The organism is Sphingomonas cavernae (assembly GCF_003590775.1).
GTDB lineage: Bacteria > Pseudomonadota > Alphaproteobacteria > Sphingomonadales > Sphingomonadaceae > Sphingobium_A > Sphingobium_A cavernae.
In genome coordinates, this window is the sequence record NZ_QYUM01000003.1 from 1,152,871 (window position 1) to 1,176,574 (window position 23,704).

Below are 23,704 nucleotides of genomic sequence, written 5' to 3' on the forward strand. Positions count from 1 at the left end.
TCGCGGGAGGAGTATCCATGTCCCTCCAGTTGAAGATGCTGATCGGCTTCGTGATTGGCCTGACGGGCGGGCTCATCGTCCATATGGTCGCGCCCGGCGCGCCCTGGCTTGAGACATTCACTACTTACATCACCCAGCCGATCGGCCAGATCTTCCTCAGGCTGCTCTTCATGCTCGTCATACCGCTGCTCTTCTCAGCGCTGGTGATGGGCATTGCCGAGATGGGCGACATCGGCGCGCTCAAGCGGATCGGCGTCAAGACGCTCGCGATCACCGTGGTCGTGTCGACAATCGCGGTGCTTCTGGCGCTGACCGTCGTCAACCTGCTCAAGCCCGGATCGGGCGTGGACCCCGCGCTGGCGCAGATATTGCTCGCCGACGCGCGCGACGGCGCGCAGGCGATCGTCGCGGGCGGAAAGGAAGCGCCGACGGGGATCGACGCGCTGGTCAACATCATCCCCAGCAATGTCGTCACCGCGATGTCGAGCAACGACATCCTGGCAGTGATGTTCTTCGCGCTGATGTTCGGCATCGGCCTGCTGCTCGTCGAGACCCCGGCGGCGCAGCAGCTTCAGCGCGCGATCGAGGGTATTTTCGACGTGACGATGCGGCTGATCGGCATCGTCATCCGCCTCGCGCCGATCGCGGTCGCCTGTTTCATGTTCAATCTGGCCGCGATCTTCGGCTGGGACCTGCTTGCCCGGCTCGGCGCCTATGTCGGGGTCGTGTTGCTCGCGCTCGGGCTGCAGATGTTCGTCGTCTATCCGCTGATGATCAGGCTAGCCGCGGGGATGTCACCCGTCTCTTTCTTCCGCGGTATCCAGGAAGCGATGGTGATGGCCTTTTCCACCGCGTCGTCCAACGCCACGCTGCCCACCGCGCTGCGTGTCGCCGAGAACAATCTGCACCTGCCGCCACGCGTCTCGCGGTTCGTCCTCACAATCGGCGCGACCGCCAACCAGAACGGCACCGCGATGTTCGAGGGCATCACCGTCCTCTTCCTCGCGCAGTTCTTCGGGGTCGACCTGACGCTTGCGCAGCAGGCGATGGTGCTCCTCATCTGCATTCTCGGCGGGATAGGCACCGCGGGTGTTCCCGCAGGCTCGCTCCCCGTTATCGCGCTCATCCTCGGCATGGTCGGCGTACCGCCCGAAGGGATCGGGCTGGTGCTGGGCGTCGATCGTTTCCTCGACATGTGCCGCACCACGCTCAACGTCACCGGCGACCTCACGATTGCCGCGGTCGTCGCGCGCGGCGAGACGACCGAACAGCAACTTGCCTGATCAGGCGCGGAAGGAGTCGGGGGCCCTGTCTTCGGCGGCTTCAGGCGTGTGCAGGATATGGTGCGTCGAGGGCGCGTGCGGTGGCTCGATCTCGGCGGGCTCGAGCGGGTCGAGCTTGCCTTCCCACTTCGCGACGACGACGCTCGCCACCGCGTTGCCCACCACATTGGTTGCCGAACGGCCCATGTCGAGAAAGTGGTCGACCGCCAGGATCAGCAGCAGCCCGGCCTCGGGAATGTCGAACAGCGCCAGCGTTGCCGAGATCACGACAAGGCTCGCACGCGGCACGCCCGCAATGCCCTTGGACGTGATCATCAGCACCAGGAGCATCGTGATCTCCTGACCCAAAGTCAGGTCGATGCCATAGGCCTGCGCGATGAAGATCGTCGCGAAGGTCATGTAGATCATCGAGCCGTCGAGGTTGAACGAATAGCCGAGCGGGAGCACGAAACTCGCGATCTTGGGCGGCACGCCGAACCGGTCGAGCGCCTCGAGCGTACGCGGATAAGCGGCCTCGGACGAGGCGGTGGAAAAGGCGAGGATGATCGGCTCGCGGATATAGCGCAGCAGCAACCCGGTGCGCTTGCCGACGATCACGAAGGCCGCGCCGATCAGCACGATCCAGAGCACGATCATGCCGATGTAGAAGCTGCCCATGAAAAAGGCGAGGTCGCCCAGCACCGCAGGACCGCGCTCGGTGAGCGTGCCAGCGACCGCGGCGAACACCGCGAAGGGGGCGAAGCGCATCACATAGTCGGTGATCTGGAGCATGACCTGCACCAGCGCCTCGATCCCCTTGACCAGCGGCTGCCCCTTCTCGCCGACTGCGGTTAGCGCGACGCCCACGAACAGCGAAAAGACCACGATCTGCAGGATCTCGTTCTTCGCCATCGCGTCGATCATCGATGCGGGGAAGATGTGCGCCACGAACTCCTTGAGGTTGAAGCCCGCGCGCTCGACGCCGCTGGCGGCTTCGACCGGGGGGAGCGGGAAGTCGAGCCCCACGCCGGGCTGGAGGAAATTCACGAGAATGAGGCCAAGCGTCAGCGAGACGAGGCTCGCGCTCATGAACCACGCGAGCGACTTGAGGCCGACGCGGCCCAGCGCCGAAGTGTCGCCCATATGGACGATCCCGACGACCAGCGTGGAAAAGACGAGCGGCGCGATGATCATCTTGATCAGCCGCAGGAAGATGGTGGTGACGATCGAGAAATAGCCCGCGATCTCGGTCAGCCGCGCGCTGGCTTCGGGGGTGGCGTTGCCGATGGCTGCGTTGAGCCCCCAGCCACAGGCGATGCCGAGCACCAGTCCGGCAAGAATATAATAGGTCAGGCGCTTGGCCACAGGTGTCCCCCCTTCATCACTAGAGCACTTCCCGAAAAAGTGGGAACCGGTTTTTCGGCCGGGAAGTGCTCAAAATCCTGAATCGAGAGCCTTTCTTGTCCGGCAAGGCGATTCCGCCTTGCCGGGAAAGGCTCGAAGCAGCCTACCAAGAGGATTGCCGCCGCCGGGTCAAGCCGATGCTTCAACCCGGCGGACGAACGGATGGCTTGCCCGCGCAGCGCCGTGTCAGACGGCGGCGCTTGCCTTTGCGTGCTGGACGATGTGCTCGGCCAGCTTGCCGCCCAGTTCGGAGAGATGGTCGAACCGCGCCTCAAAGCTCGCCAGGCCCTGGCTCAGCGAACGCAGCTCGGCATCGAGCCCGTGCAGCTCCGCTTCGGGCAGGAGCACGTCGATCCGGTCCCAGCGCGACCAGCCCTCGCGCGGGTTGATGCCGAGTACCTGACCGCGCCGGCTCGACACCGCCGAACTCACGCGCGACGTGGCGCTTCCCGGGGTCAGGATGGCCACCTGCCAGATCGGTTCGAGCAGATAGGGCACGCACCCCGGCAGCGCCTCCGACATCGCGATCCGTCCCGCAAGGCGAAAGGCAAGTTCGGAGCTGTCGACGCTGTGAAAGGACCCGTCGATCAGCGTCACGCCGACGTCGACCACCGGAAAACCCAGCGGTCCGTGCTCCATCGCGTCGCGGACTCCAAGCTCGACCGCGGGGATCCATTGCTTGGGAATCGCGCCCCCGGTGATCTTTTCGTTGAATACGAAGCCAGCGCCGCGTTCGAGCGGGTGCACTTCGATGATGACGTCGCCATATTGGCCGTGTCCGCCCGACTGCTTCTTGTGGCGTCCCCTTTGGGTCACCGATTTCCGGATCGATTCGCGGTAGGGCACGCTTGGCCTGCGCGTGTCGACCGCCACGCCATAGCGCCGCTTGAGCTTGGCGATCGTCGCCTGAAGATGCTCGTCGTTCACCCCGCGCAGCAGCATCTCGCGTGCGCTTTCATCATGTCCCCAGCGGAGCGAGGGGTCTTCCTCGACCAGCTTGTGGAGCGCGGCCGACAGCCGGACATCATCCTTGCGATCCTGCGTCGAGATCGCAACCGCGCTGTTCATTACCGGCGCGGACGCGGTGCGCGTGGGCGCGGTCACCTTGCGCCCGATGCCGAGAAGGTCGCCGCTGTGCACCGAATCGACCTTGGCGATCGCGATCACGTCGCCGGGATCGGCGTTGCTCGTCTTGGCGGTGTTGGCGCCCTGGACAAAAAACAACCCGCCAATGCGGGTCGCTTCTCCGGCAGGGTCGATCAGTTCGCCGCCTTCGGCCAGCGGCGCGCCCCAGACCCTGGCATAGGCCAGCCTTCCCACCGGGCTGCCGTGGGAGATCTTGAGCACATAGCTGCTTGGATCGGTTGCGCCGATGCGCGCGGCGGCGGCTTCGGGCGCCGGGGCTTCGTGGCGAAGCATCTTGAGCAGCCGGCGAATCCCGAAGCCGTTCAGCGCCGATCCGAAGAGCACGGGTACCACCAGCCCTTCGCGCACCTCGCGCGCCAGATCGGCGCACACCATGTCCAGGCTGGGCGTCTGATCCGAAATGAGCTGCTCGAGCAGGTCGTCGTCATGGTCGGCGAGCTGTTCGAGCATATGGAAGCGATCTGCGGCCTCGCGGTCCGCCATGTCCGCCGGAATGTCGATGCGTTCGGATTCCTTGCCCGGCCGATAATGATAGGCGCGCTCGAGTGCGAGATCGACAAAGCCCTTCACTTTCTCGCCCTCGCGTATCGGAATCTGGCGCGCGAGCAGCGTTGCGCTGCTCATCGGCTCCAGTGCGGCGAGCAGTTCGTGGATCGAACCGCGCGCCTGGTCGATCTTGTTGACGAATATGGCGTGCGGAACGCCGAGTTCCTCGATCCGTCGCAGCACCGGTTCAACGAGCGATGCGCGTGCGGGGTCGGGGTCGATCACGATCAGCGCAAGGTCTGCGGCGCTGAGCGCGGCGTCGCCGTCGGCGGCGAAGCCGATCGACCCTGGCGTGTCGATCAGCGCAAAGCGATCTCCAAGATATTCGAGCCGGGCCAGGTTGATCTCTGTCGATCCGCCGCGCGCGCGCGCCTCCGGGCTCGCGTCGCCCGTGCTCGTACCGGCTTCCACCGCGCCTTGACGGCTGATCGCGCCGGCGGCGAACAGCAGCGCTTCCATGAGGCTTGTCTTGCCGGCTCCTGCCGGGCCGACAAGCGCCACAGCCCGGACTCCTTTCATGGTTTCCATGATGGCTCTCCTTCAGGCCGCATCCTTCCAGCCCGCGGATCAAGGCAGGACGGGACGCGGCTCTCCCGTCCGGCGGGTATTGAGGCGCAGCTTCGCCTTTTCATACTCTGCGACGATGCGCTCCGCCAGCGCTCGAAATGGGCAGTCCATGCGCATTAATCGGCGGCGAACACCAATCACGGCCTTTTCACACCGCTTCGGCTCACCTAAGTGCGTCTCATGACCTCGACCAACGACATTCGCCGCTCCTTCCTCGACTATTTCGAGGGGCAGGGCCATGCGCGCGTCCAGTCCGCGCCGCTCGTTCCGCACAACGATCCCACGCTCATGTTCGTGAACGCCGGCATGGTGCCCTTCAAGAATGTCTTCACGGGGCTGGAGAAGCGCGACTATTCGACCGCGACCTCGTCCCAGAAGTGCGTCCGCGCGGGCGGCAAGCACAATGATCTCGACAATGTCGGCTATACCGCGCGGCATCACACCTTTTTCGAGATGCTCGGCAATTTCTCGTTCGGTGATTACTTCAAGGAACAGGCGATCACGCATGCGTGGACGCTGCTGACCAAGGAATGGGGCCTTCCCGCCGACAAGCTCACCGCCACCGTCTATCACACCGATGACGAGGCGTTCGAGCTATGGAAGAAGATCGCGGGCCTGCCCGAAAGCCGGATCATCCGCATTCCGACCAAGGACAATTTCTGGGCGATGGGCGACAGCGGCCCGTGCGGTCCATGCTCCGAGATCTTCTACGATCACGGCGATCACATCTTCGGCGGCCCTCCGGGATCGCCCGATGAGGATGGCGATCGCTTCGTCGAGATCTGGAACCTCGTCTTCATGCAGTATGAGCAGGAAGACAACGAGATCGTCCGCGATCTGCCGCGTCCCTCGATCGACACGGGCATGGGGCTCGAGCGTCTCGCCGCGGTACTCCAGGGCGTCCACGACAACTACGACACCGATACCTTCAAGGCGCTGATCGCCGAGTCGGGCGAACTGACGAAGACCGCCACCACCGGCGACAATCAGGCGAGCCACCGCGTGATCGCGGACCATCTGCGCGCCTCGGGTTTTCTCGTCGCTGACGGCGTGCTGCCTGCCAATGAGGGCAGGGGCTATGTGCTCCGCCGCATCATGCGCCGCGCGATGCGCCACGCGCACTTGCTCGGCGCGAAGGAGCCCCTGATGCACCGCCTTGTCCCCGCGCTCGTCGCGGAAATGGGCGGCGCCTATCCCGAGCTCGTCCGCGCCCAGCCGCTGATCGAGGCGACGCTCCAGCAGGAAGAGACGCGGTTCCGCCAGACGCTCGCCAATGGCCTGCGCCTGCTCGATGAGGCGACGGCGGGCTTCAAGGCCGGGGACACGCTTCCCGGCGAAACCGCGTTCAAGCTCTACGATACTTTCGGATTCCCCTATGATCTGACCGAGGACGCGCTGCGCGCCCAGTCGTTGCTCGTCGACCGTGCCGGCTTCGATTCTGCGATGGCGGAACAGAAGGCCGCCGCGCGCGCCGCCTGGAAGGGCTCGGGCGACAAGGCCTCGGAAGAGGTCTGGTTCGACATTGCCGAGGAGCATGGCGGCACCGAATTCACCGGCTACACCGCGGCTGAAGGTGAGGGCGAGGTCGTCGCGATCGTCAAGGACGGCATCCGCGTCGACAAGGCCGAGCCGGGCGATGCGGTCGTGATTCTGACCAACCAGACCCCTTTCTATGGCGAGAGCGGCGGTCAGATGGGCGACGCTGGTATCATAAGCAGTGACAAAGGGTTGAAGGTCATTGTTGAAGATACGTCAAAACCGCTTGGCCGGCTTCACGCGCATCAGTCGAAGGTCGAAAGCGGCAGCATTGCGGTGGGCGACACCGTCCATCTCGCGATCGACGCCGAGCGCCGTACGCAGCTTCGTGCCAATCACTCGGCAACGCACCTGCTCCACGCGGCGCTGCGCGAATGCCTTGGCGGCCATGTGACGCAGAAGGGCAGCCTTGTCGCGCCCGATCGGCTGCGCTTCGACTTCTCGCATCCGAGTGCGCTCACCACGGTCGAGATCGCCACGATCGAGGCTGATGTGAACGCGCAGATCCGCGGCAATGAAAGCGTCTCGACGCGCCTCATGACCCCCGACGACGCGGTCGCTGCGGGCGCGCTCGCGCTGTTCGGCGAGAAATATGGCGACGAGGTGCGTGTGCTTTCGATGGGCGCCGATGCGGGCAAGACCTATTCGGTCGAGCTTTGCGGCGGCACGCACGTTCGTGCGCTCGGCGACATCGCGATCTTCAAGATCATTTCCGAGAGCGCGGTTTCGAGCGGTGTTCGCCGTATCGAGGCGCTGACCGGCGAAGGCGCACGCACCTGGCTCGTGGCGCGCGATGAACGCCTGAAGGAAGCCGCCGCTGCGCTGAAGACCGCGCCCGACGACGTGCCCGCGCGCGTCGCCGCGCTGATGGAAGAGCGCAAGCGTCTCGAACGCGAACTCGCCGATGCGAAGAAGGCGCTTGCCATGGGCGGCGGCGGTACGGCGGAAGCGGCGGGGCCCGAGCAGGTCGGCGGTTACGCGTTCCTCGGCCAGGTCGTAGAGGGCCTCGATCCCAAGGGACTGCGCGGCACGGTCGACGACATGAAGACGCGCGTTGATTCAGGGATCGCGGCGCTCGTCGCGGTCAATGACGGCCGCGCCTCGGTCGCGGTCGGCGTCACCGACGATCTGGTGGGCAGCGTGAGCGCGGTCGATCTCGTCAAAGCCGCGGTCGCGGCGCTCGGCGGGCAGGGCGGCGGCGGTCGCCCCGACATGGCGCAGGGCGGTGGTCCCGATGGGGACAAGGGCGATGAGGCGCTGGCGGCGATCCGCGACGCGCTTCAGAGCGTTCCCGCCTGATCGACACGGCGTTTTGCCGGCATCCCGGTGTAAGGCACGGAATGCACATCACGTGTCATTCCCGCGAAAGCAGGAATGACACCGGGTTCGACCCAGCCAGCGCGGCGCTACGCCAGTGCCGCCCGCATCGCGCTGTCCTACACACTTCGTTCCTGTCATTTTCCTCGCGGGCGCGATCGGTTCGGGTCCGTGGGCAGGACGAATCAACATGCGCGTTTGCGGGAAAAATGCGAAGCTAAGTGAAGTTAAGGGGCTACCCCTCGACCTCGCCCAATCGCGTCCGCCGCAGTCGCGGCTCGCGGTCCAACTCGCCCGCCTCCTTGATTTCCTTGCGGAATTCGTCGCGCTTTTCGTGGATCGATGCGATCACCGGTCCCATCGCGACGCCCATGTCGACCAGCACGGCCTCGGAGAGCTGGAGCGAGCTTTCGAGCGTTTCCGGCACCGCGTCGGTGGCACCCGCGCGGTAGAGCTCCGCGGCGTGATCGGTGTCGCGCGCACGCGCCACGATCGTCAGATCGGGGAAGCGCTTGCGAACCTGCGCTGTGATCCGCACGGTCTGGACGGGGTCGTCCATCGTAAGGATCAGCGCGCCGGCATTGCCGAGGTCGAGGCGATCGATCATGCCGGGGCGCGCAATATCGCCAAAAACGACAGGAAATCCTTCGCGTCGCGCCAACGCCACCGCGTCGATATCAGCCTCGATCGCAACCATTGGCTTGCCATGCACCTTGAGCATCTGCGCGACCAGCGAACCGACGCGTCCGAACCCGACGATGATCGCGCGGGGGCCCGCGCCTTCGGTCGCGCCGGCGACGCTCTCCTCGGTCTCTTGCAGCTCGACGCGACGCGAAACATCGCGTCCGATCCGCGCGAGCAGCGGCGTGATCGTCAGGCCCAGAGCGGTCACGATCTGCCAGAAGGCTGCGGTCGAAGGCAGGATGAGCTGCGCCTGCGCTGCAGCGGCGAGCACGATCAGCGTGGTTTCGGACGGCGAGGCCATGAGCAGTCCGGTCTCGGCGGCGACGGCGGCGCGTGCGCCCGTGAAACGCAGCAGCAACGCGGTGATGATTGTCTTCAGGAGTACGACGCCAACCACCGCGCCGGTCAGCGCCATCCAGTTGGCGGCGATAACGCGCAGATCGAGGCTCATCCCCACCGTGATCAGGAACACGCCGAGCGCCAGCCCCTTGAATGGCGCGGTCATAACCTCGACCTCGGTGTGATATTCGGTCTCTGCGATCAACAGACCCGCGAGCAGCGCACCGACGATCGGCGAAAGCCCTGCCGCCGCGGTCGCGATACTGGCGAGAATGACCACGATCATGCTGGCGGCGAGGAAGAGTTCGGGGCTCTTGGTCCGTGCTGCCTGCGCAAAAAGCCGCGGCAGCGCCAGCCGCCCGAGCACCATCATCGCGGCGATGGTGAGCCCGCCGACCCAAAGCGTACGCGCCATACCTTCAAGGCCGGCCGATTGGGCATAGGGCGCAAGCGCGCCCAGTGCGAAGATGATCGGGACCAGCGCGACGTCCTCGAACAGAAGCATCGCGAAGGCCGCGCGCCCGACGGGCGACTGGGTGCCAGTCATCGGCAACACCAGCGCAGTGGAAGAAAGCGCGAGCGCGATGCCCAGCCCCAATGCCCCAGCCCAGCTTTGCCCCATCAGGAAGAGCACGAAGCCCAGTGCGAGGCCAGAGAGCAGCAGCTCGGCCGCCCCGAGCCCGAAGACGAGCCGCCGCATCGTCCACAGCCGCTTGAACGACAGTTCCAAGCCGATCGAGAAAAGCAGCAGGATGATGCCAAGTTCCGCGAAGGGTTTGATCGACTCCGGGTTGGTGATCGTGATGTGGAACAGCCAGGGGGCACGGTCGACGAACGATCCGAGTCCGGCGGGACCGACGAGCACACCCACGAGGATGAACCCGATCACGGGGTTTACGCGGAAACGGGCAAAGGCGGGGATGACCACGCCCGCCGCGCCGAGGACCACAAGCGAATCACTGAAGGCGGGGGAGTCGATCTCAAATGCCATGCGCCATCATTGCGGCGATGCAGCATGATTTCTAGAGCACTTCCCGAAAAAGTGGGAACCGGTTTTTCGGCCTGGAAGTGCTCAAGGTATTGGGTTGAGAGCCTTTCTTATCCGGAAAGGCGATTCCGCCTTTCCGGGAAAGGCTCTGGCGCTCAGGTCATAAAAACTGCGGTTCAGGGTCGCAATATTCGCGCCTCGGCCCTAGATCATGGCGGAACTGAAAAAGGGGAGCGCAATAACGCATGCCGCATGCCACACCGCTAATCGCAATCATCGTTGGCGGGCTTGTGCTTGCGTTCATCTTCGGCGCACTTGCCTTTCGCCTGCGCCTTTCGCCGCTGGTCGGATATTTGCTGGCGGGCGTCGTAGTCGGACCATTCACGCCTGGCTATGTGGCCGATCAGCACCTGGCGAACGAACTTGCGGAACTTGGCGTGATCCTGCTGATGTTCGGCGTCGGGCTCCATTTTTCGGTCAAGGATTTGATGGCGGTCCGCAAGATCGCCATTCCCGGCGCGCTTGGGCAAATCGCGCTTGCCGTGCTGCTGGGGATGGGGCTCGCGCATCTGCTCGGCTGGTCGCTGGCAGGCGGTTTCGTCTTCGGCCTCGCGCTGTCGGTCGCAAGCACCGTTGTGCTGCTCCGCGCGCTGCAGGAGCGCCGCATCCTCGACACCGAGCGCGGGCGGATCGCGGTCGGCTGGTTGATCGTCGAGGACCTCGTCATGGTGCTGGCGCTCGTGCTTCTGCCGGCGCTGGCCAGCAATGCGGGTGGCGCGGATCTTGCCATGACGCTGCTCGTCACGATCGGCAAGGTTGTGGCGTTTGTCGCTTTCATGCTGATCGTCGGGCGACGCCTGATCCCGTGGGTGCTGCACTCCATAGCGCATGGCGGCTCGCGCGAGCTGTTCAGGCTGGCGGTGCTCGCGATCGCGCTCGGCGTGGCGTTCGGAGCTGCGATGCTGTTCGGGGTTTCCTTTGCTCTCGGAGCCTTCTTCGCGGGCATGATCCTCGCCGAATCCCCGCTCAGCCAACGCGCCGCCGAAGAAACGCTTCCGCTGCGTGATGCATTCGCGGTGCTCTTCTTCGTGTCGGTGGGCATGTTGTTCAATCCGAGCATCCTGCTCACCGACACGCTGCCGCTCGTTGCGACGGTCGCGATCATCATCTTCGGTAAGTCGATTGCGGCCTATGCGATCGTCCGCGCCTTTGGACGATCGTCGAAAACCGCGCTGACCATTGCGGCCAGCCTTGCGCAGATCGGCGAGTTTTCCTTCATTCTGGCGACGCTTGGTGCAAGCCTGGAGTTGATCCCGGCCGACGCCCGCAATCTCATCCTCGCGGGCGCGATCATCTCGATCATGCTCAATCCCTTCCTGTTCAAGCTGATTGATCGTTTGGTGGGCAAGACGGAGCCGATAGCTGAAGCCACGCTGAAAGCTCCCTCCAAGGGGCATGTGGTGCTCGTGGGCTATGGGCGCGTGGGGCGCATCGTCGGCGAAAGCCTTATGGGTTCGGGCGAGCGTTTCACCGTGATCGAGGCCGAGGATGATGTCATCGACCTTCCCGACGAGGACAAGGCGCTCGTCATCACGGGCAATGCCGCCAGCGTCGACATTCTGGAAACCGCCAAGATCGCTGATGCGCGCATGCTCTTTGTCGCCATCCCCGAAAGCTTTGAGGCGGGGCAGATCATCGAACAGGCGCGACGGCTCAACCCCGGCATCCGCATCGTGGCACGCGCGCATTCCGAGGACGAGGTTGCGCATCTCGAGAAGATGGGGGCAGATCTCGCCATCATGGGTGAAAGGGAGATCGCGCGACGTATGGTCGAGCAGGCGCGCGCGGCGGCCTGACGATCAGCCGCCCCCGGCGCCGTGCGAACCCGAGGTGGGCGGGCTGGTCGGGATGTTTCCGCCATGGCCGTGCCCGGCATCCCATTCGATATGATAGAGGTCGAAGCGCCGGTCGTTAAGATTGCGCACCGTGCCCTCGGCGCGCGCCCATGTGAGGTCAGCCAGGTTAACGTCGGAGATGGTCAGCGTTTCGACATTTTCGGTCGCCTCGGCGGCAATACCGTCGCGCGCGAAGGGGAAGTCGCAGGGCGTCAGGATGCAACTCTGCGCATACTGGATGTCCATATTGTCGACATTGGGCAGATTGCCGACATTGCCCGAGAGTACCATGAAGCACTGGTTCTCGATCGCGCGGGCCTGTGAGCAATAGCGCACGCGGAGATAGCCCTGGCGGCTGTCGGTGCAGAAGGGGACGAAGATGATCCGCGCGCCCTGATCGACGAGCCGGCGCGCAAGTTCCGGAAACTCGCTGTCGTAGCAGATGAGGACGCCGATCGGCCCGCAATCGGTCTGGATGACATCGATCGCGTCGCCACCCTTGATGTTCCACCAGTAGCGCTCGTTGGGCGTCGGGTGGATCTTCTCCTGCGCATGGGTGGAGCCGTCGCGAAGCGCGACATAGGCAACGTTCTGGATATCTCCATCGTCGGTGCGCGTGGGGTGCGAGCCGCCGATGATGTTGATGTTGTACTCGAGCGCCATGCGCGCGAGTTCCTTCTCGATCCGCGGCGTATAGGCCGTGAGGGCGTCGATCGCCTCGGCAGGCGACAGCTTTCGCGTTTCGAAGGACAGCAGGGGCAGGGTGAACAGTTCAGGAAAGACTATGAAGTCCGAGCGATAATCGGCTGCTACATCAACGAAATATTCGACGTTCCTGACGAATTCATCGAAATCGGCAACCGCGCGCGCCTGGAGCTGGCACGTGGCAAGGCGGACGCTTTCGACGTCGCGGGGGACGCGGAATTCGGGCGCTGACGTCTCATCGACATAGGGATTTCGCCACACCATGTGCGCCGCATTGCCGAGCGACTTTTTGTCCTCGGGCAGATAATTCTTCAGTACGCCGATCGGCTCGTAGCCATTGCTGAGCTGAAAGCCGATGACGGGATCACGCAGCTTTCCCTCGACGACCTTCTTCAGATAGTCCTCGGGGCCCTCGACCTTGCGACGGACGCGGGAATAACCCGGCATCCGACCGCCGAAGACTATGCCCGAAAGGTCCAGGCGCTCGGCAAGCGCCTTGCGGGCGTCGTAAAGCCGCTGGCCGATGCGAAGCCCGCGCTGCTTCGGATCGACGCACATTTCATAGCCGTAGAGCCAATTGCCGGTGGGATCGTGACGCGAGCCGAAGCCCTTGCCCGTTATCTCGTCCCAGTCATGCGGCTTGAGCGCGATCGCGCCCGATATCCGCATCGAGGCGCAATAACCGACCATCTTGCTGTTGAAGGTGGCGACGAACTGGCCTTCGGGAAAATTATTGAGCTGGCCGCGGACGACCCCGGCCGTATAGCCGGGGAGTTCGGGGTAGGCACGCGCGATGAGGCGTTGGATCGCTGGCACATCGGCCAGCTTCGCCTGCCTTACTTCAAGTCGCGTGCCGCCCGTCCGCGCCACTGATTACTTCCAGTCGCTCATCGCCTTTTCGAGGTTCAACCGGATTGCCTCGAAGAACTGTTCTGTGGTCATCCACGCCTGATCGGGGCCGATCAGGATCGCGAGGTCCTTGGTCATCGCGCCCTGCTCGACGGTCTCGACGCAGACGCGCTCGAGCGTTTCGGCAAAGCGTGTCACGTCGGGCGTGCCGTCAAACTTGCCGCGGTATTTGAGGCCACCGGTCCATGCGAAAATAGACGCGATCGGGTTGGTCGAGGTTGCCTTGCCCTGCTCGTGCATGCGGAAATGGCGGGTGACCGTGCCGTGCGCTGCCTCGGCCTCGACGCACTTGCCGTCGGGCGTCATCAGCACGGAGGTCATCAGGCCCAGCGAACCGAAGCCCTGCGCGACCTGGTCCGACTGGACGTCGCCGTCATAATTCTTGCAGGCCCAGACGAACTTGCCGCTCCACTTGAGCGCGGAAGCGACCATGTCGTCGATCAGACGGTGCTCGTAGACGATGCCGGCTTCCTTGAACTTGTCCTGGAATTCGGCCTCAAAGACTTCCTGGAAAAGGTCCTTGAAGCGGCCGTCATAGGCCTTGAGGATCGTGTTCTTGGTCGACAGATAGACGGGCCAGCCGAGGCCGAGGCCGTAGTTCATGCTGGCGCGCGCGAAGTCGCGGATCGAATCATCGAGGTTATACATCGCAAGCGCGACGCCCGACGACGGGAACTGGAAAACCTCCTCGTCGATCACCGTGCCGTCATCGCCCTCGAAGACGAGGCGGAGCTTGCCGGGGCCGGGGACGCGATAATCGGTGGCGCGATACTGGTCGCCAAAGGCGTGACGGCCGACGACGATGGGATCGGTCCAGCCCGGGATCAGGCGGGGAACGTTCTTGATGACGATCGGCTCGCGGAAGACAACGCCGCCGAGGATATTGCGGATCGTGCCGTTGGGCGACTTCCACATCTTCTTGAGGTTGAACTCCTCGACGCGAGCCTCGTCGGGCGTGATCGTCGCGCATTTGACGCCGACGCCGTATTTCTTGATGGCCTTGGCGGAATCGACGGTGATCTTGTCGTCGGTCTCGTCGCGCTTCTCGATAGAGAGGTCGTAATATTCGAGATCAATGTCCAGATAGGGAAGGATCAGGCGCTCCCGAATCCACTGCCAGATGATGCGGGTCATTTCGTCGCCGTCGATCTCGACGACGGGGGTCTTCACCTTGATCTTCGCCATGGACGCACTCTTTCTCCCGGGGATGGTTCGCGGGTGGCCTTAGGACCAGTTTGCCGGCTTATCAACCGCGCCGCCGTTGTAACTGTCGAGATCGCCGCCTAATAGGGGCGCATGACAGATCTGACAAAAGCGGAGAGCACAGCGGTCGGCGTGAAATGGCGCTGGCCGGCGGTGCATCCCGAGGGCCGCAAATTCATCCTCATCGCGGGCGCGATCACGCTGTTCCTTGCCTGGATGGCATGGGAGACGCTCGCCTGGCCGATGGCTGGCATCACCCTGTGGGTCGCGGCCTTCTTTCGCGATCCCGTGCGTTCGGTTCCGCAGGGCGAGGGGCTGATCGTCGCGCCCGCCGATGGCATGATCACCTTGATTCAGAACGTCTTGCCGCCACGCGAGATGGCCGGGCCCGACGGGCTGGGCGACGTGCCGATGACGCGCGTCTCGATTTTCATGAGCGTCTTCGACGTGCACATCAATCGCTCGCCGATCGGCGGGACCGTCAAGAACGTCGTCTATATCTCGGGCAAGTTCCTCAACGCCGATCTCGACAAGGCCAGCGAGGACAATGAGCGTCAGCACATTCTGGTCGAGGATCGCAACGGCCTGCGCATCGGCTTCACCCAGATCGCGGGGCTCGTCGCGCGGCGCATCGTACCCTTCGTCAAGCCTGGCGATATCGTCGCCGCGGGCCAGCGCATCGGCCTTATCCGTTTCGGCAGTCGCGTTGACGTGTATCTGCCCGCGGGCACTGCCCCCAGGGTAGCGCTCGGCCAGCGCATCGTGGCGGGTGAGACGATTCTCGCGGTCGTGGGCGAGGGGCAGGCGCTGGGCGCTATCCCGCAATGAACGATCCCGCCCATAGCCGCCCGCGCCGCGGCATTCCGCTGCGCGCGTTGATTCCCAATGCGGTGACCGCACTTGCGCTGTGCTGCGGCTTGACGGGAATCCGCTTCGGTATTGCGGGCGAATGGGAAAAGGCAGCAGCGGCGATCATCGTTGCGGGCTGCCTTGACGGCATCGACGGGCGGATTGCACGGCTTCTGAAAGGCGAGAGCCGCTTTGGGGCCGAACTTGATTCGCTGTCGGACGTGATTGCCTTCGGGGTTTCGCCGGCGATCATCATCTATCTCTGGTCGTTGCAGTTCCTGCCGCAGTTCGGCTGGGTTTTCGCGCTGTCGCTCGCGGTATGCTGCGCGCTCCGGCTTGCCCGCTTCAACGCCAATATCGACGTGAAAGATCAACCGCACAAATCGGCAGGTTTCCTGACCGGAGTGCCGGCGCCCGCCGGCGCCGGCCTCGCCATGCTGCCACTCTATTTCTGGCTTTGGACGGGCGAGCTGGTTTTTCGCGAAGTCTATATTGTCGCGCCCTGGCTAGCCTTTGTCGCTTTCCTGATGATTTCCAACCTTGCAACGTTCAGTTGGTCTTCGCTCCGGCTGCGGCGACACATCCGGCTTGAGGTGCTCGCGCTCGTGGGCATATTGGGTGCGGCATTGCTCTCGGCGCCATGGGCGACGCTTTCCGTCATCAGCGTGCTGTATCTGCTGGCGATCCCGTTCGGGATCCGCAGCTATGCTCGTGTCAGGCGGCAACGCGCAGCGGCGCAGGGCGCCGGGGCATAGTCACGTTGCGGATGCGCCGCGGCGCGACGCTGACGAAGTTTACCGCTCCCAGAGCATAATTTTCTTCGAGCGCAGCGGCCTTGAGCGAGCGGCCTGCCAGCGCGTGAAGGATTGCATCCGCATGACCGCGGAGCATCGCGGCGATCGTCGCGAGCGCAGCGATCAGCGTCGCCAGAAAGAGCGCGGTCGAAAGAAACTGGGCCATCGCAACCTCCAATAACTTTGCCGTGGTTATCTGCCCGCGGCTTACGCAACGCGCCGCGGGCAGATCCCGTTGGGGCTTGGGTGGATAGTAATGTTCATGTTGTGTTCTGTTGTCAAGGGTCGCGTTCCACCGACCCTGTACGTCGCAAAACGTCGACCTTGCCGAGCCTGACTTGATTTCCCCGCCCGATCCGGCTAAGCGCGCCGCCATCCCACATGGGAAGCGCACATACCGGTGCTGCGGGCTCGCCTGCGGTTCATGCTTCCCAGCGGATTAACCGGAAGGAGAAAGACTATGGCGGCACCTGTCGTCACCATGCACCAATTGCTTGAGGCCGGCGCGCATTTCGGCCACCAGACCCACCGCTGGAACCCGAAGATGAAGCCTTACATCTTCGGCGATCGCAACGGGATCCACATCATCGACCTGTCGCAGACCGTGCCGCTCTTTGCGCGCGCGCTCGATTTCGTCGACCAGACCGTCGCGCGCGGCGGCAAGGTGCTCTTCGTCGGCACCAAGCGTCAGGCGCAGGAGCCGATCGCGGAAGCAGCGCGCAAGTCGGGCCAGCATTTCGTCAATCATCGCTGGCTGGGCGGCATGCTCACCAACTGGAAGACCATCTCGCAGTCAATCAAACGCTTCAAGGCGCTCGAGGAGCAGCTTTCGGGCGATACGCACGGCCTCACCAAGAAGGAAGTGCTCCAGCTTACCCGCGAACGTGACAAGTTCGAGCTGTCGCTCGGCGGCATCCGCGACATGGGTGGCATCCCCGACGTGATGTTCGTCATCGACGCCAACAAGGAAGAGCTGGCGATCAAGGAAGCCAACACGCTTGGCATCCCCGTCGTCGCGATCCTCGATTCGAATGTTTCGCCCGACGGCATCGCCTTCCCGGTTCCCGCGAACGACGATGCGAGCCGTGCGATCCGTCTCTACTGCGACGCCATCGCGATCGCCGCCACCCGCGGCAGCCAGGGCGCGCAACAGGCCCGCGGCGTCGACATCGGTGCGCTTGAAGAGGCTCCGGTCGAGCCTGCACTCGCCGTGACCGAGGACGAGCAGGTTCCGGCCGAGGCGGCTGCCGAGGCCGAGCGCCAGACCGACGCCTGAGCATTTCGCGAAACTGCAATGCGGGCGGGGTAGGGCGCGGTCACGCGCTTGCCTCGCCCGTTTTACCATTGAACTGAAAGGAACATCTCATGGCGGAGATCACAGCCGCACTCGTGAAGGAACTGCGTGAGCGCAGCGGCGCGGGCATGATGGATTGCAAGAAGGCGCTGGCCGAAACCAATGGCGATCTGGAAGCCGCGGTTGACTGGCTGCGCACCAAGGGTCTCGCCGCCGCTGCGAAGAAGGCCGGCCGTACTGCCGCCGAAGGTCTGGTCGGCGTCGCTGTCGCCGGCACCAAGGGCGCGGCGGTTGAGGTCAACTCGGAAACCGACTTCGTCGCCAAGAACGACCAGTTCCAGGATTTCGTCCGCACCGTCGCCGGCATCGCGCTCGAAACCGGCAACGACATCGATGCGCTTGTCAATGCCGCACACCCTGCAGGCGGCACCGTCGGCGAGAAGCTGACCAGCAATATCGCCACCATCGGCGAGAACCAGAATCTGCGTCGCGCCAAGGCCGTTTCGGTCGATAAGGGTGCCGTGGTTTCCTACGTCCACAACGCTGCGGCCCCTGGCCTCGGCAAGATCGGCGTGCTCGTCGCGCTCGAGAGCGAGGCGGCTGCCGACAAGCTCGAGGCGATTGGCAAGCAGATCGCGATGCACATCGCCGCTGCCTTCCCGCTGGCGCTGAACGAGGAAGGCCTTGACGCCGATCTCGTCGAGCGTGAGCGCGCGATCGCCGCCGAAAAGGCCGCGGAATCGGGCAAGCCCGCCGAGATCGTCGCCAAGATGGTCGATGGCGCCATCGCGAAGTTCCGCAAGGAAAACGCGCTGCTCAGCCAGCTCTTCGTGATGGACAACAAGACGAAGATCGCTGACGTCGTTGCCGCTGCTGGCAAGGAAGCCGGCAGCCCGATCGTGCTGAAGGACTATGTCCGCTTCCAGCTCGGCGAGGGCATCGAGAAGAAGGAATCGGACTTCGCTGCCGAAGTCGCGGCTGCAGCCGGCGTCGCCTGATTTCTTGATCCGGAAAGAATGGCCGTCGCGATCACATCGATCGCGGCGGCCTCTTTTTTGAAGAATCGTCCCTGACGCTTGGCAGAGCCGCACGGCCTGACTAAGGTCCGCGCCACCTCCTCAACTGATATCGGATTTCTCTCGCTGATGACACGGCCGCGCTTCAATCGCATCCTCCTGAAGCTTTCCGGCGAAGTGTTGATGGGCAACAGCCAGTTCGGCATCGATCCGGACACGGTCGCGCGCGTTGCTGGCGAGATCGCGGCAGCCAAGCAGGCGGGGCACGAGCTGTGTGTGGTCGTGGGCGGAGGCAACATCTTCCGCGGACTTGCGGCCGCTGCCAAGGGCTTCGAGCGCACCAGCGCCGACTATATGGGCATGCTCGCGACCGTGATGAACGCGCTTGCCGTCCAGAATGCGCTCGAGCAGATCGGCGTCGACACGCGCGTTCAATCCGCCATCCCGATGAGCACTGTGTGCGAACCCTTCATTCGGCGGCGCGCCGAGCGGCACATGGAGAAGGGGCGGATCGTCATCTTCGCCGCGGGGACGGGCAATCCTTATTTCACGACCGACAGCGCGGCAGCGCTTCGGGCGGCCGAAATGAACTGCGACGCGTTGTTCAAGGGTACCTCCGTCGACGGCGTCTATGATGCCGATCCCAAGAAGATCAAGACAGCAAAGCGTTATGAAACAGTCACTTTCAACCGAGTTCTCTCGGATGATCTGAAGGTGATGGATGCCAGCGCAGTGGCGCTTTGCCGCGACAACAACATACCGATCGTGGTCTTCAACATCCGCGAGCAGGGCAATCTGGCCCGCGTGCTCGCCGGCGAAGGCACAGCTACGATCGTTCAGAACGAGGAAGGATGAAACCATGCCCGCTTATGACAAGGCTGATCTTGAACGCCGATTCCACGGCGCGGTGGAATCGCTGAAGCACGACCTGGGCGGTCTGCGCACGGGGCGCGCATCGACCACGTTGCTCGATCCCGTGACCGTCGAGGTCTATGGTGCGATGATGCCAATCAATCAGGTTGCTACGGTTTCGGCGCCGGAGCCGCGCATGCTGTCGGTGCAGGTATGGGACAAGAGCAACGTCGGCCCGGTCGACAAGGCGATTCGCTCGGCCGGGTTGGGACTAAACCCGATCATGGACGGCCAGACGCTGCGCCTGCCGATCCCGGACCTGACCGAGGAACGTCGCAAGGAACTCGCCAAGCTCGCAGGTCAATATGCGGAGAAGGCTCGGATTGCGGCGCGCAACGTGCGGCGTGACGGCATGGATACGCTCAAGACCGACGAGAAGAAGCACGAGATCAGCGAGGACGAGCGCAAGCGGCTCGAAACCGAAGTGCAGAAGCTGACCGACAGCACCATCGCCGAGATCGACGCGGCCGCGAGCCACAAGGAAAAGGAAATTCTCGGCCAGTGACGAAGGCCGCAACAGCGCAGCAGCCCGTGCCCGCGGGCGAGGGCCGCGCACCGCGCCATGTCGCCATTATCATGGACGGCAATGGCCGCTGGGCGAAGAAGCGGCTGCTGCCGCGCGCTGCCGGTCACCGGCAGGGCGTGGAGGCGGCGCGTCGCGTCGTCCGCGCTGCGGGCGATCTGGGGCTCGAGGTGCTGACGCTCTATGCCTTTTCCTCGGAGAATTGGCGGCGTCCGGCGACCGAGATCAGCGATCTGATGGGGCTGCTGCGCCGCTTCATCCTCAATGATATCGATGAACTGGCCGAAGCTGGCGTGCGGCTGCGCATAATCGGTGACTATCAGGCGCTCGAGCCCGACGTCGTGGCGATGATCGACAGCGCGATCGCGCGTACCGCCGCGAACACCAGGACGACGCTCGTCATCGCGCTCAACTATGGCGCGCAGCAGGAGCTTGTCCGCGCGGCGCGGAGTCTTGCTGCCGACGCGGCTGCCGGCAAGCTCGATCCTGGTGCTATCGACATCACCGATATCGACGCGCGCCTCGACACCAGCGATCTCCCGCCTCTCGACCTGCTCATCCGCACATCAGGGGAAAAACGGCTCTCCAATTTTCTTCTGTGGCAGGCGGCCTATGCCGAACTGCTGTTCGTCGACACACTCTGGCCCGATTTCGACCGCGACGCGCTTGCCGAGGCGATCGCGCATTTCGGTCAGCGTGAGCGGCGTTTCGGGGGGCTATGAGCGAACCCCCAAAGTCGGGCTGGGCCGCCGATCTTCCCCGCAGGGCACTGGTAGGCATCATTCTCGTCGCGGTGGCCGTGTTCGCGCTCGTCCAGGGCGGGATCGCGCTATGGGTGCTGACCAGCGTCATGGCGCTGCTGATGATGATGGAATGGGCGGAACTGGCCAAGGTCGACCCGAAGCTCAAGCAGCTTTCGATGTTCGCGCTCTCGGTGCCGCTGGCAATTCTTTCACCGCTCGCGGCAGGGCCCGATTTCTTCGCACTGGGACTGATCGCGGGTGCCGCCTTTTTCGTGACGATGGCGGCGCGTTCGCAGCAACTTGGGATCGGCGTTGTCTATGCGGGAATTCCGGCAGCGTCACTGCTGTTTCTGCGCGATCAGGACAACGGGCTGGTCCTCGCCTTCTGGACGCTCGCGATCGTCTGGGCGACCGACATCGGCGCCTATTTCGCGGGTCGGCTGATCGGTGGCCCCAAGCTCTGGCCCGCCGTGAGCCCGAGCAAGACCTGGGCGGGCCTTGGCGGCGGCATGGCCGCGGCGTTGCTGACGGGGCTGGCGTTTCATCACTGGGGCGCGTTGCCGCTGGGGCTCGCGCTGTCGAGCGCGGTGCTCGCGGTCGTCGCGCAAGGCGGGGACTTGTACGAGAGCGCTTTGAAGCGCAAGGCAGGCGTGAAGGACAGCGGCACCATCCTGCCCGGACATGGCGGCGTGCTCGACCGGCTTGACGGCGTTGTTCCTGTCGCGCCGATGGTTGCGGTGCTGGTGTTAACGGAAACATTGCTGTGAAGCATGTCACGATATTGGGCGCTACGGGATCGGTGGGCCGATCGACGCTCGACCTTGTCGAGCGTGCGCCTGACGAATTCCACGTTGAAGCGCTGACCGCCAATAGCGATGTCGCGGGTCTGGCTGCGGCCGCACGACGTACGCGCGCCCGGATAGCAGTGATCGCCGACGATGCGCGCTATGAAGCGCTCAAGGAGGCGCTTGCGGGCAGCGGGGTCGAGGCTGCGGCGGGCGCCAGTGCGGTCGCCGATGCAGCGGCGCGCCCTGCCGACTGGACGATGGCCGCGATCGTCGGCTGCGCAGGACTCGCGCCCGTGATGGCGGTGGTCGAGCGCGGCGGCACGGTTGCGCTCGCCAACAAGGAAGCGCTGGTTTCTGCAGGCGCGTTGATGACAAGCGCGGTCGCGGCGCACGGCGCGACGCTGCTGCCCGTTGATTCCGAGCATAATGCGATCTTCCAATGCCTGGAAGCGCACGCACTCGAGCGTGTCCGTCGGATCATCCTGACCGCGAGCGGCGGACCATTCCGCACCTGGTCGCGCGAGGCGATGGCCGTGGTCACGCCCGAGCAGGCGGTGAAGCATCCCAATTGGTCCATGGGCGCCAAGATCTCGATCGATTCGGCGACGATGATGAACAAGGGTCTCGAATTGATCGAGGCGCATCACCTCTTCCCCGTCGGCACCGACAGGCTGGAAATCGTCGTCCATCCGCAATCGGTGATCCATTCGATGGTGGAATATGTGGACGGCTCGGTGCTCGCCCAGCTTGGCACGCCCGACATGCGTACGCCGATCGCGCACAGTCTCGCCTGGCCGGAGAGGATGAAGACGCCTTGCGAAAGCCTTGATTTTGCGAAGATCGCAAGGCTCGATTTCGAGGCGCCCGATCTCGAGCGCTTCCCCGCGCTGGCGGTGGCGCGTCGCGTCGTCGACGCCAATCCTGCCAAATCGGCAATACTGAATGCCGCGAACGAAATCGCTGTCGGCGCGTTCCTGGAACGGCGGATCGGCTTTCTGGAGATCGTGCCGGTTGTCGAGGCGACGCTGGAACGGTATGACCCGCCGGTTCCGGCTGCGCTCGAGGAAGTGTTCACGATCGACCGGGAAGCGCGCATCTTCGCGCAGGAATGGATCGAGGCCAGAGCTTTTTGACGGAAAATCCCGGTATCTTGCTGACTATATTGGCGTTCGTGCTCGTCATCGGGCCGCTCGTCTTCATTCACGAACTCGGTCACTATTTCGTGGGGCGCTGGTTCGGCGTCCACGCCGAGGCATTCTCGATCGGATTCGGCCGCGAAATCTTCGGCTGGACCGACAGGCGCGGGACACGCTGGAAGGTGGGCTGGATGCCGCTGGGCGGCTATGTCCGCTTTGCCGGCGATATGAGCCCTGCCAGCGAGCCGACGGAGGAATGGAAGGCGCTTCCGCTTGGGGAGCGTTCGCGCACCTTCCAGGCCAAGCCCGTCTGGCAGCGCGCCCTGATCGTGCTTGCAGGACCCGTGACCAATTTCCTGTTCGCGCTCATCGTGCTTGCGGGCTTCGCCATGGCCTATGGGCAAAGTCAGACCCCTCCCGTGGTCGAGCGGCTCGTGGCAGGTTCTGCCGCTGAGAAAGGCGGGCTCAGGATCGGCGACAGGATTGCGGCGATCAACGGTCGCGGCATGGAGACTTTCGACGACATCGCCGGGTTCGTCCTCTATCGCCCTGATGAGCTTGTCCAAGTGGACATTGTGCGCGGTGGCGTGGCGCAGCGCGTCGCTATCGAGACCGGCGTCAGGATCGAAAAGGACCGGTTTGGCAACGCATATCGTCTTGGTGTGCTCGGCATCTACTCGCCGCAAATGGTGATCCTGCCGGTAAGCGTTCTGGAGGCGCCGGGCGTGGCGGTCGAACGGACGGGCAAAATCCTGACGACAATGGTCGACACGCTCGGCCAGGTGATCACGGGCCGTCGCTCCGCCAAAGAGCTGGGGGGCCCACTCAAGATCGCGCAGGTTTCGGGTGAACAGGCGAACCGCGGCATCGAGGACTTCATCTTCTTCGTCGCGCTGATTTCGATTAATCTGGGATTCATCAATTTGTTGCCAGTTCCCATGCTGGATGGCGGACATCTGCTCTTCTACGCGATCGAAGCGATCCGCCGGAAACCGGTGGGCGCGGCGGCGCAGGAATGGGCGTTCCGCTCGGGCCTGCTGGTGCTTCTGACGCTTATGATCTTCGTGACATTCAACGATTTGTCGTCTTTCAAGGTCTGGGAAAGGCTGTCCGGCTTGATCGGCTGAGGCTGATCGGGCAGGGCATGC

General features: G+C 64.0%; 19 protein-coding genes. 13 read left to right on the forward strand and 6 right to left on the reverse strand.

What is annotated here, in order from left to right; all coding sequences use genetic code 11:
• Positions 1 to 17: 17 nt before the first annotated feature.
• Positions 18 to 1,283, forward strand: a complete 1,266-nt coding sequence (locus D3876_RS13170) for a dicarboxylate/amino acid:cation symporter (RefSeq protein ID WP_238475358.1) — start codon at positions 18 to 20, stop codon at positions 1,281 to 1,283.
• On the opposite strand, the gene D3876_RS13175 is transcribed toward D3876_RS13170, so the two are convergent.
• Together D3876_RS13175 and D3876_RS13180 are read right to left on the reverse strand one after the other, a co-directional pair.
• A complete protein-coding gene (locus D3876_RS13175; RefSeq protein ID WP_119762856.1) occupies positions 1,284 to 2,627 on the reverse strand; it encodes a dicarboxylate/amino acid:cation symporter in 1,344 nt (447 codons plus the stop codon).
• A 225-nt stretch (positions 2,628 to 2,852) separates the two neighbouring features.
• A complete protein-coding gene (locus D3876_RS13180) occupies positions 2,853 to 4,886 on the reverse strand; it encodes an elongation factor G (protein ID WP_119762858.1) in 2,034 nt (677 codons plus the stop codon).
• 219 nt (positions 4,887 to 5,105) lie between these two features.
• Between D3876_RS13180 and alaS the strand changes: the two genes are divergently transcribed.
• The gene (gene alaS, locus D3876_RS13185) at positions 5,106 to 7,760 is read left to right on the forward strand and encodes an alanine--tRNA ligase (RefSeq protein ID WP_119762860.1); all 2,655 of its coding nucleotides are present in this window, start codon (positions 5,106 to 5,108) and stop codon (positions 7,758 to 7,760) included.
• 253 nt (positions 7,761 to 8,013) lie between these two features.
• On the opposite strand, the gene D3876_RS13190 is transcribed toward alaS, so the two are convergent.
• Positions 8,014 to 9,792: a cation:proton antiporter domain-containing protein gene (locus D3876_RS13190; RefSeq protein ID WP_119762862.1), complete on the reverse strand. Its 1,779-nt coding sequence runs from the start codon at positions 9,790 to 9,792 to the stop codon at positions 8,014 to 8,016.
• Positions 9,793 to 10,034: 242 nt separating this feature from the next.
• Here D3876_RS13190 and ybaL point away from each other — a divergent pair, with 242 nt between their 5' ends.
• Positions 10,035 to 11,645: a YbaL family putative K(+) efflux transporter gene (gene ybaL / locus D3876_RS13195; protein ID WP_119762864.1), complete on the forward strand. Its 1,611-nt coding sequence runs from the start codon at positions 10,035 to 10,037 to the stop codon at positions 11,643 to 11,645.
• A gap of 3 nt (positions 11,646 to 11,648) precedes the next feature.
• Here the strand turns inward: ybaL and D3876_RS13200 are convergent, their stop codons facing one another.
• Both D3876_RS13200 and D3876_RS13205 read right to left on the reverse strand, forming a co-directional pair.
• Positions 11,649 to 13,259 (reverse strand): bifunctional GNAT family N-acetyltransferase/carbon-nitrogen hydrolase family protein, encoded by a 1,611-nt coding sequence (locus tag D3876_RS13200; protein WP_238475359.1) that lies wholly within the window; start codon positions 13,257 to 13,259, stop codon positions 11,649 to 11,651.
• Between the two features lie 3 nt (positions 13,260 to 13,262).
• On the reverse strand, positions 13,263 to 14,483 hold the full coding sequence (locus tag D3876_RS13205) for an NADP-dependent isocitrate dehydrogenase (RefSeq protein WP_119762866.1): 1,221 nt from the start codon (positions 14,481 to 14,483) through the stop codon (positions 13,263 to 13,265).
• Between the two features lie 111 nt (positions 14,484 to 14,594).
• Here D3876_RS13205 and D3876_RS13210 point away from each other — a divergent pair, with 111 nt between their 5' ends.
• Both D3876_RS13210 and D3876_RS13215 read left to right on the forward strand, forming a co-directional pair.
• On the forward strand, positions 14,595 to 15,329 hold the full coding sequence (locus D3876_RS13210) for a phosphatidylserine decarboxylase (protein ID WP_420801962.1): 735 nt from the start codon (positions 14,595 to 14,597) through the stop codon (positions 15,327 to 15,329).
• Positions 15,326 to 16,105: a CDP-alcohol phosphatidyltransferase family protein gene (locus tag D3876_RS13215; RefSeq protein WP_119762868.1), complete on the forward strand. Its 780-nt coding sequence runs from the start codon at positions 15,326 to 15,328 to the stop codon at positions 16,103 to 16,105. Before D3876_RS13210 ends, D3876_RS13215 begins: the two co-directional genes overlap by 4 nt.
• Here D3876_RS13215 and D3876_RS13220 read toward each other — a convergent pair.
• Complete coding sequence (locus D3876_RS13220) at positions 16,065 to 16,310, reverse strand: hypothetical protein (protein ID WP_147417659.1); 246 nt, start codon at positions 16,308 to 16,310, stop codon at positions 16,065 to 16,067. The genes D3876_RS13215 and D3876_RS13220 overlap by 41 nt on opposite strands.
• 294 nt (positions 16,311 to 16,604) lie before the next feature.
• On the opposite strand from D3876_RS13220, the gene rpsB reads away from it, so the two are divergent.
• The 8 genes from rpsB (at position 16,605) to rseP (ending at position 23,683) form a co-directional block, all read left to right on the forward strand.
• Entirely contained in the window at positions 16,605 to 17,420 is an 816-nt protein-coding gene (gene rpsB / locus D3876_RS13225; protein WP_119762872.1) for a 30S ribosomal protein S2, read from the forward strand.
• Positions 17,421 to 17,509: 89 nt separating this feature from the next.
• A complete protein-coding gene (tsf, locus tag D3876_RS13230) occupies positions 17,510 to 18,436 on the forward strand; it encodes a translation elongation factor Ts (protein WP_119762874.1) in 927 nt (308 codons plus the stop codon).
• 147 nt (positions 18,437 to 18,583) lie between these two features.
• Positions 18,584 to 19,309, forward strand: coding sequence for a UMP kinase (pyrH, locus tag D3876_RS13235; RefSeq protein WP_119762876.1), 726 nt, complete (start codon positions 18,584 to 18,586; stop codon positions 19,307 to 19,309).
• A gap of 4 nt (positions 19,310 to 19,313) precedes the next feature.
• Positions 19,314 to 19,871, forward strand: a complete 558-nt coding sequence (frr, locus tag D3876_RS13240; RefSeq protein ID WP_119762878.1) for a ribosome recycling factor — start codon at positions 19,314 to 19,316, stop codon at positions 19,869 to 19,871.
• Positions 19,868 to 20,611, forward strand: coding sequence for an isoprenyl transferase (locus tag D3876_RS13245; protein WP_274378985.1), 744 nt, complete (start codon positions 19,868 to 19,870; stop codon positions 20,609 to 20,611). The genes frr and D3876_RS13245 overlap by 4 nt, the downstream gene beginning before the upstream one ends.
• Positions 20,608 to 21,399 carry a phosphatidate cytidylyltransferase gene (locus D3876_RS13250; RefSeq protein WP_119762880.1) on the forward strand — a complete coding sequence of 264 codons (792 nt, stop codon included), beginning with the start codon at positions 20,608 to 20,610 and terminating at the stop codon, positions 21,397 to 21,399. Before D3876_RS13245 ends, D3876_RS13250 begins: the two co-directional genes overlap by 4 nt.
• The gene (locus D3876_RS13255) at positions 21,396 to 22,553 is read left to right on the forward strand and encodes a 1-deoxy-D-xylulose-5-phosphate reductoisomerase (RefSeq protein ID WP_119762882.1); all 1,158 of its coding nucleotides are present in this window, start codon (positions 21,396 to 21,398) and stop codon (positions 22,551 to 22,553) included. Before D3876_RS13250 ends, D3876_RS13255 begins: the two co-directional genes overlap by 4 nt.
• On the forward strand, positions 22,550 to 23,683 hold the full coding sequence (gene rseP, locus D3876_RS13260) for an RIP metalloprotease RseP (protein ID WP_119762884.1): 1,134 nt from the start codon (positions 22,550 to 22,552) through the stop codon (positions 23,681 to 23,683). Before D3876_RS13255 ends, rseP begins: the two co-directional genes overlap by 4 nt.
• The last annotated feature ends 21 nt before the right edge of the window (positions 23,684 to 23,704 follow it).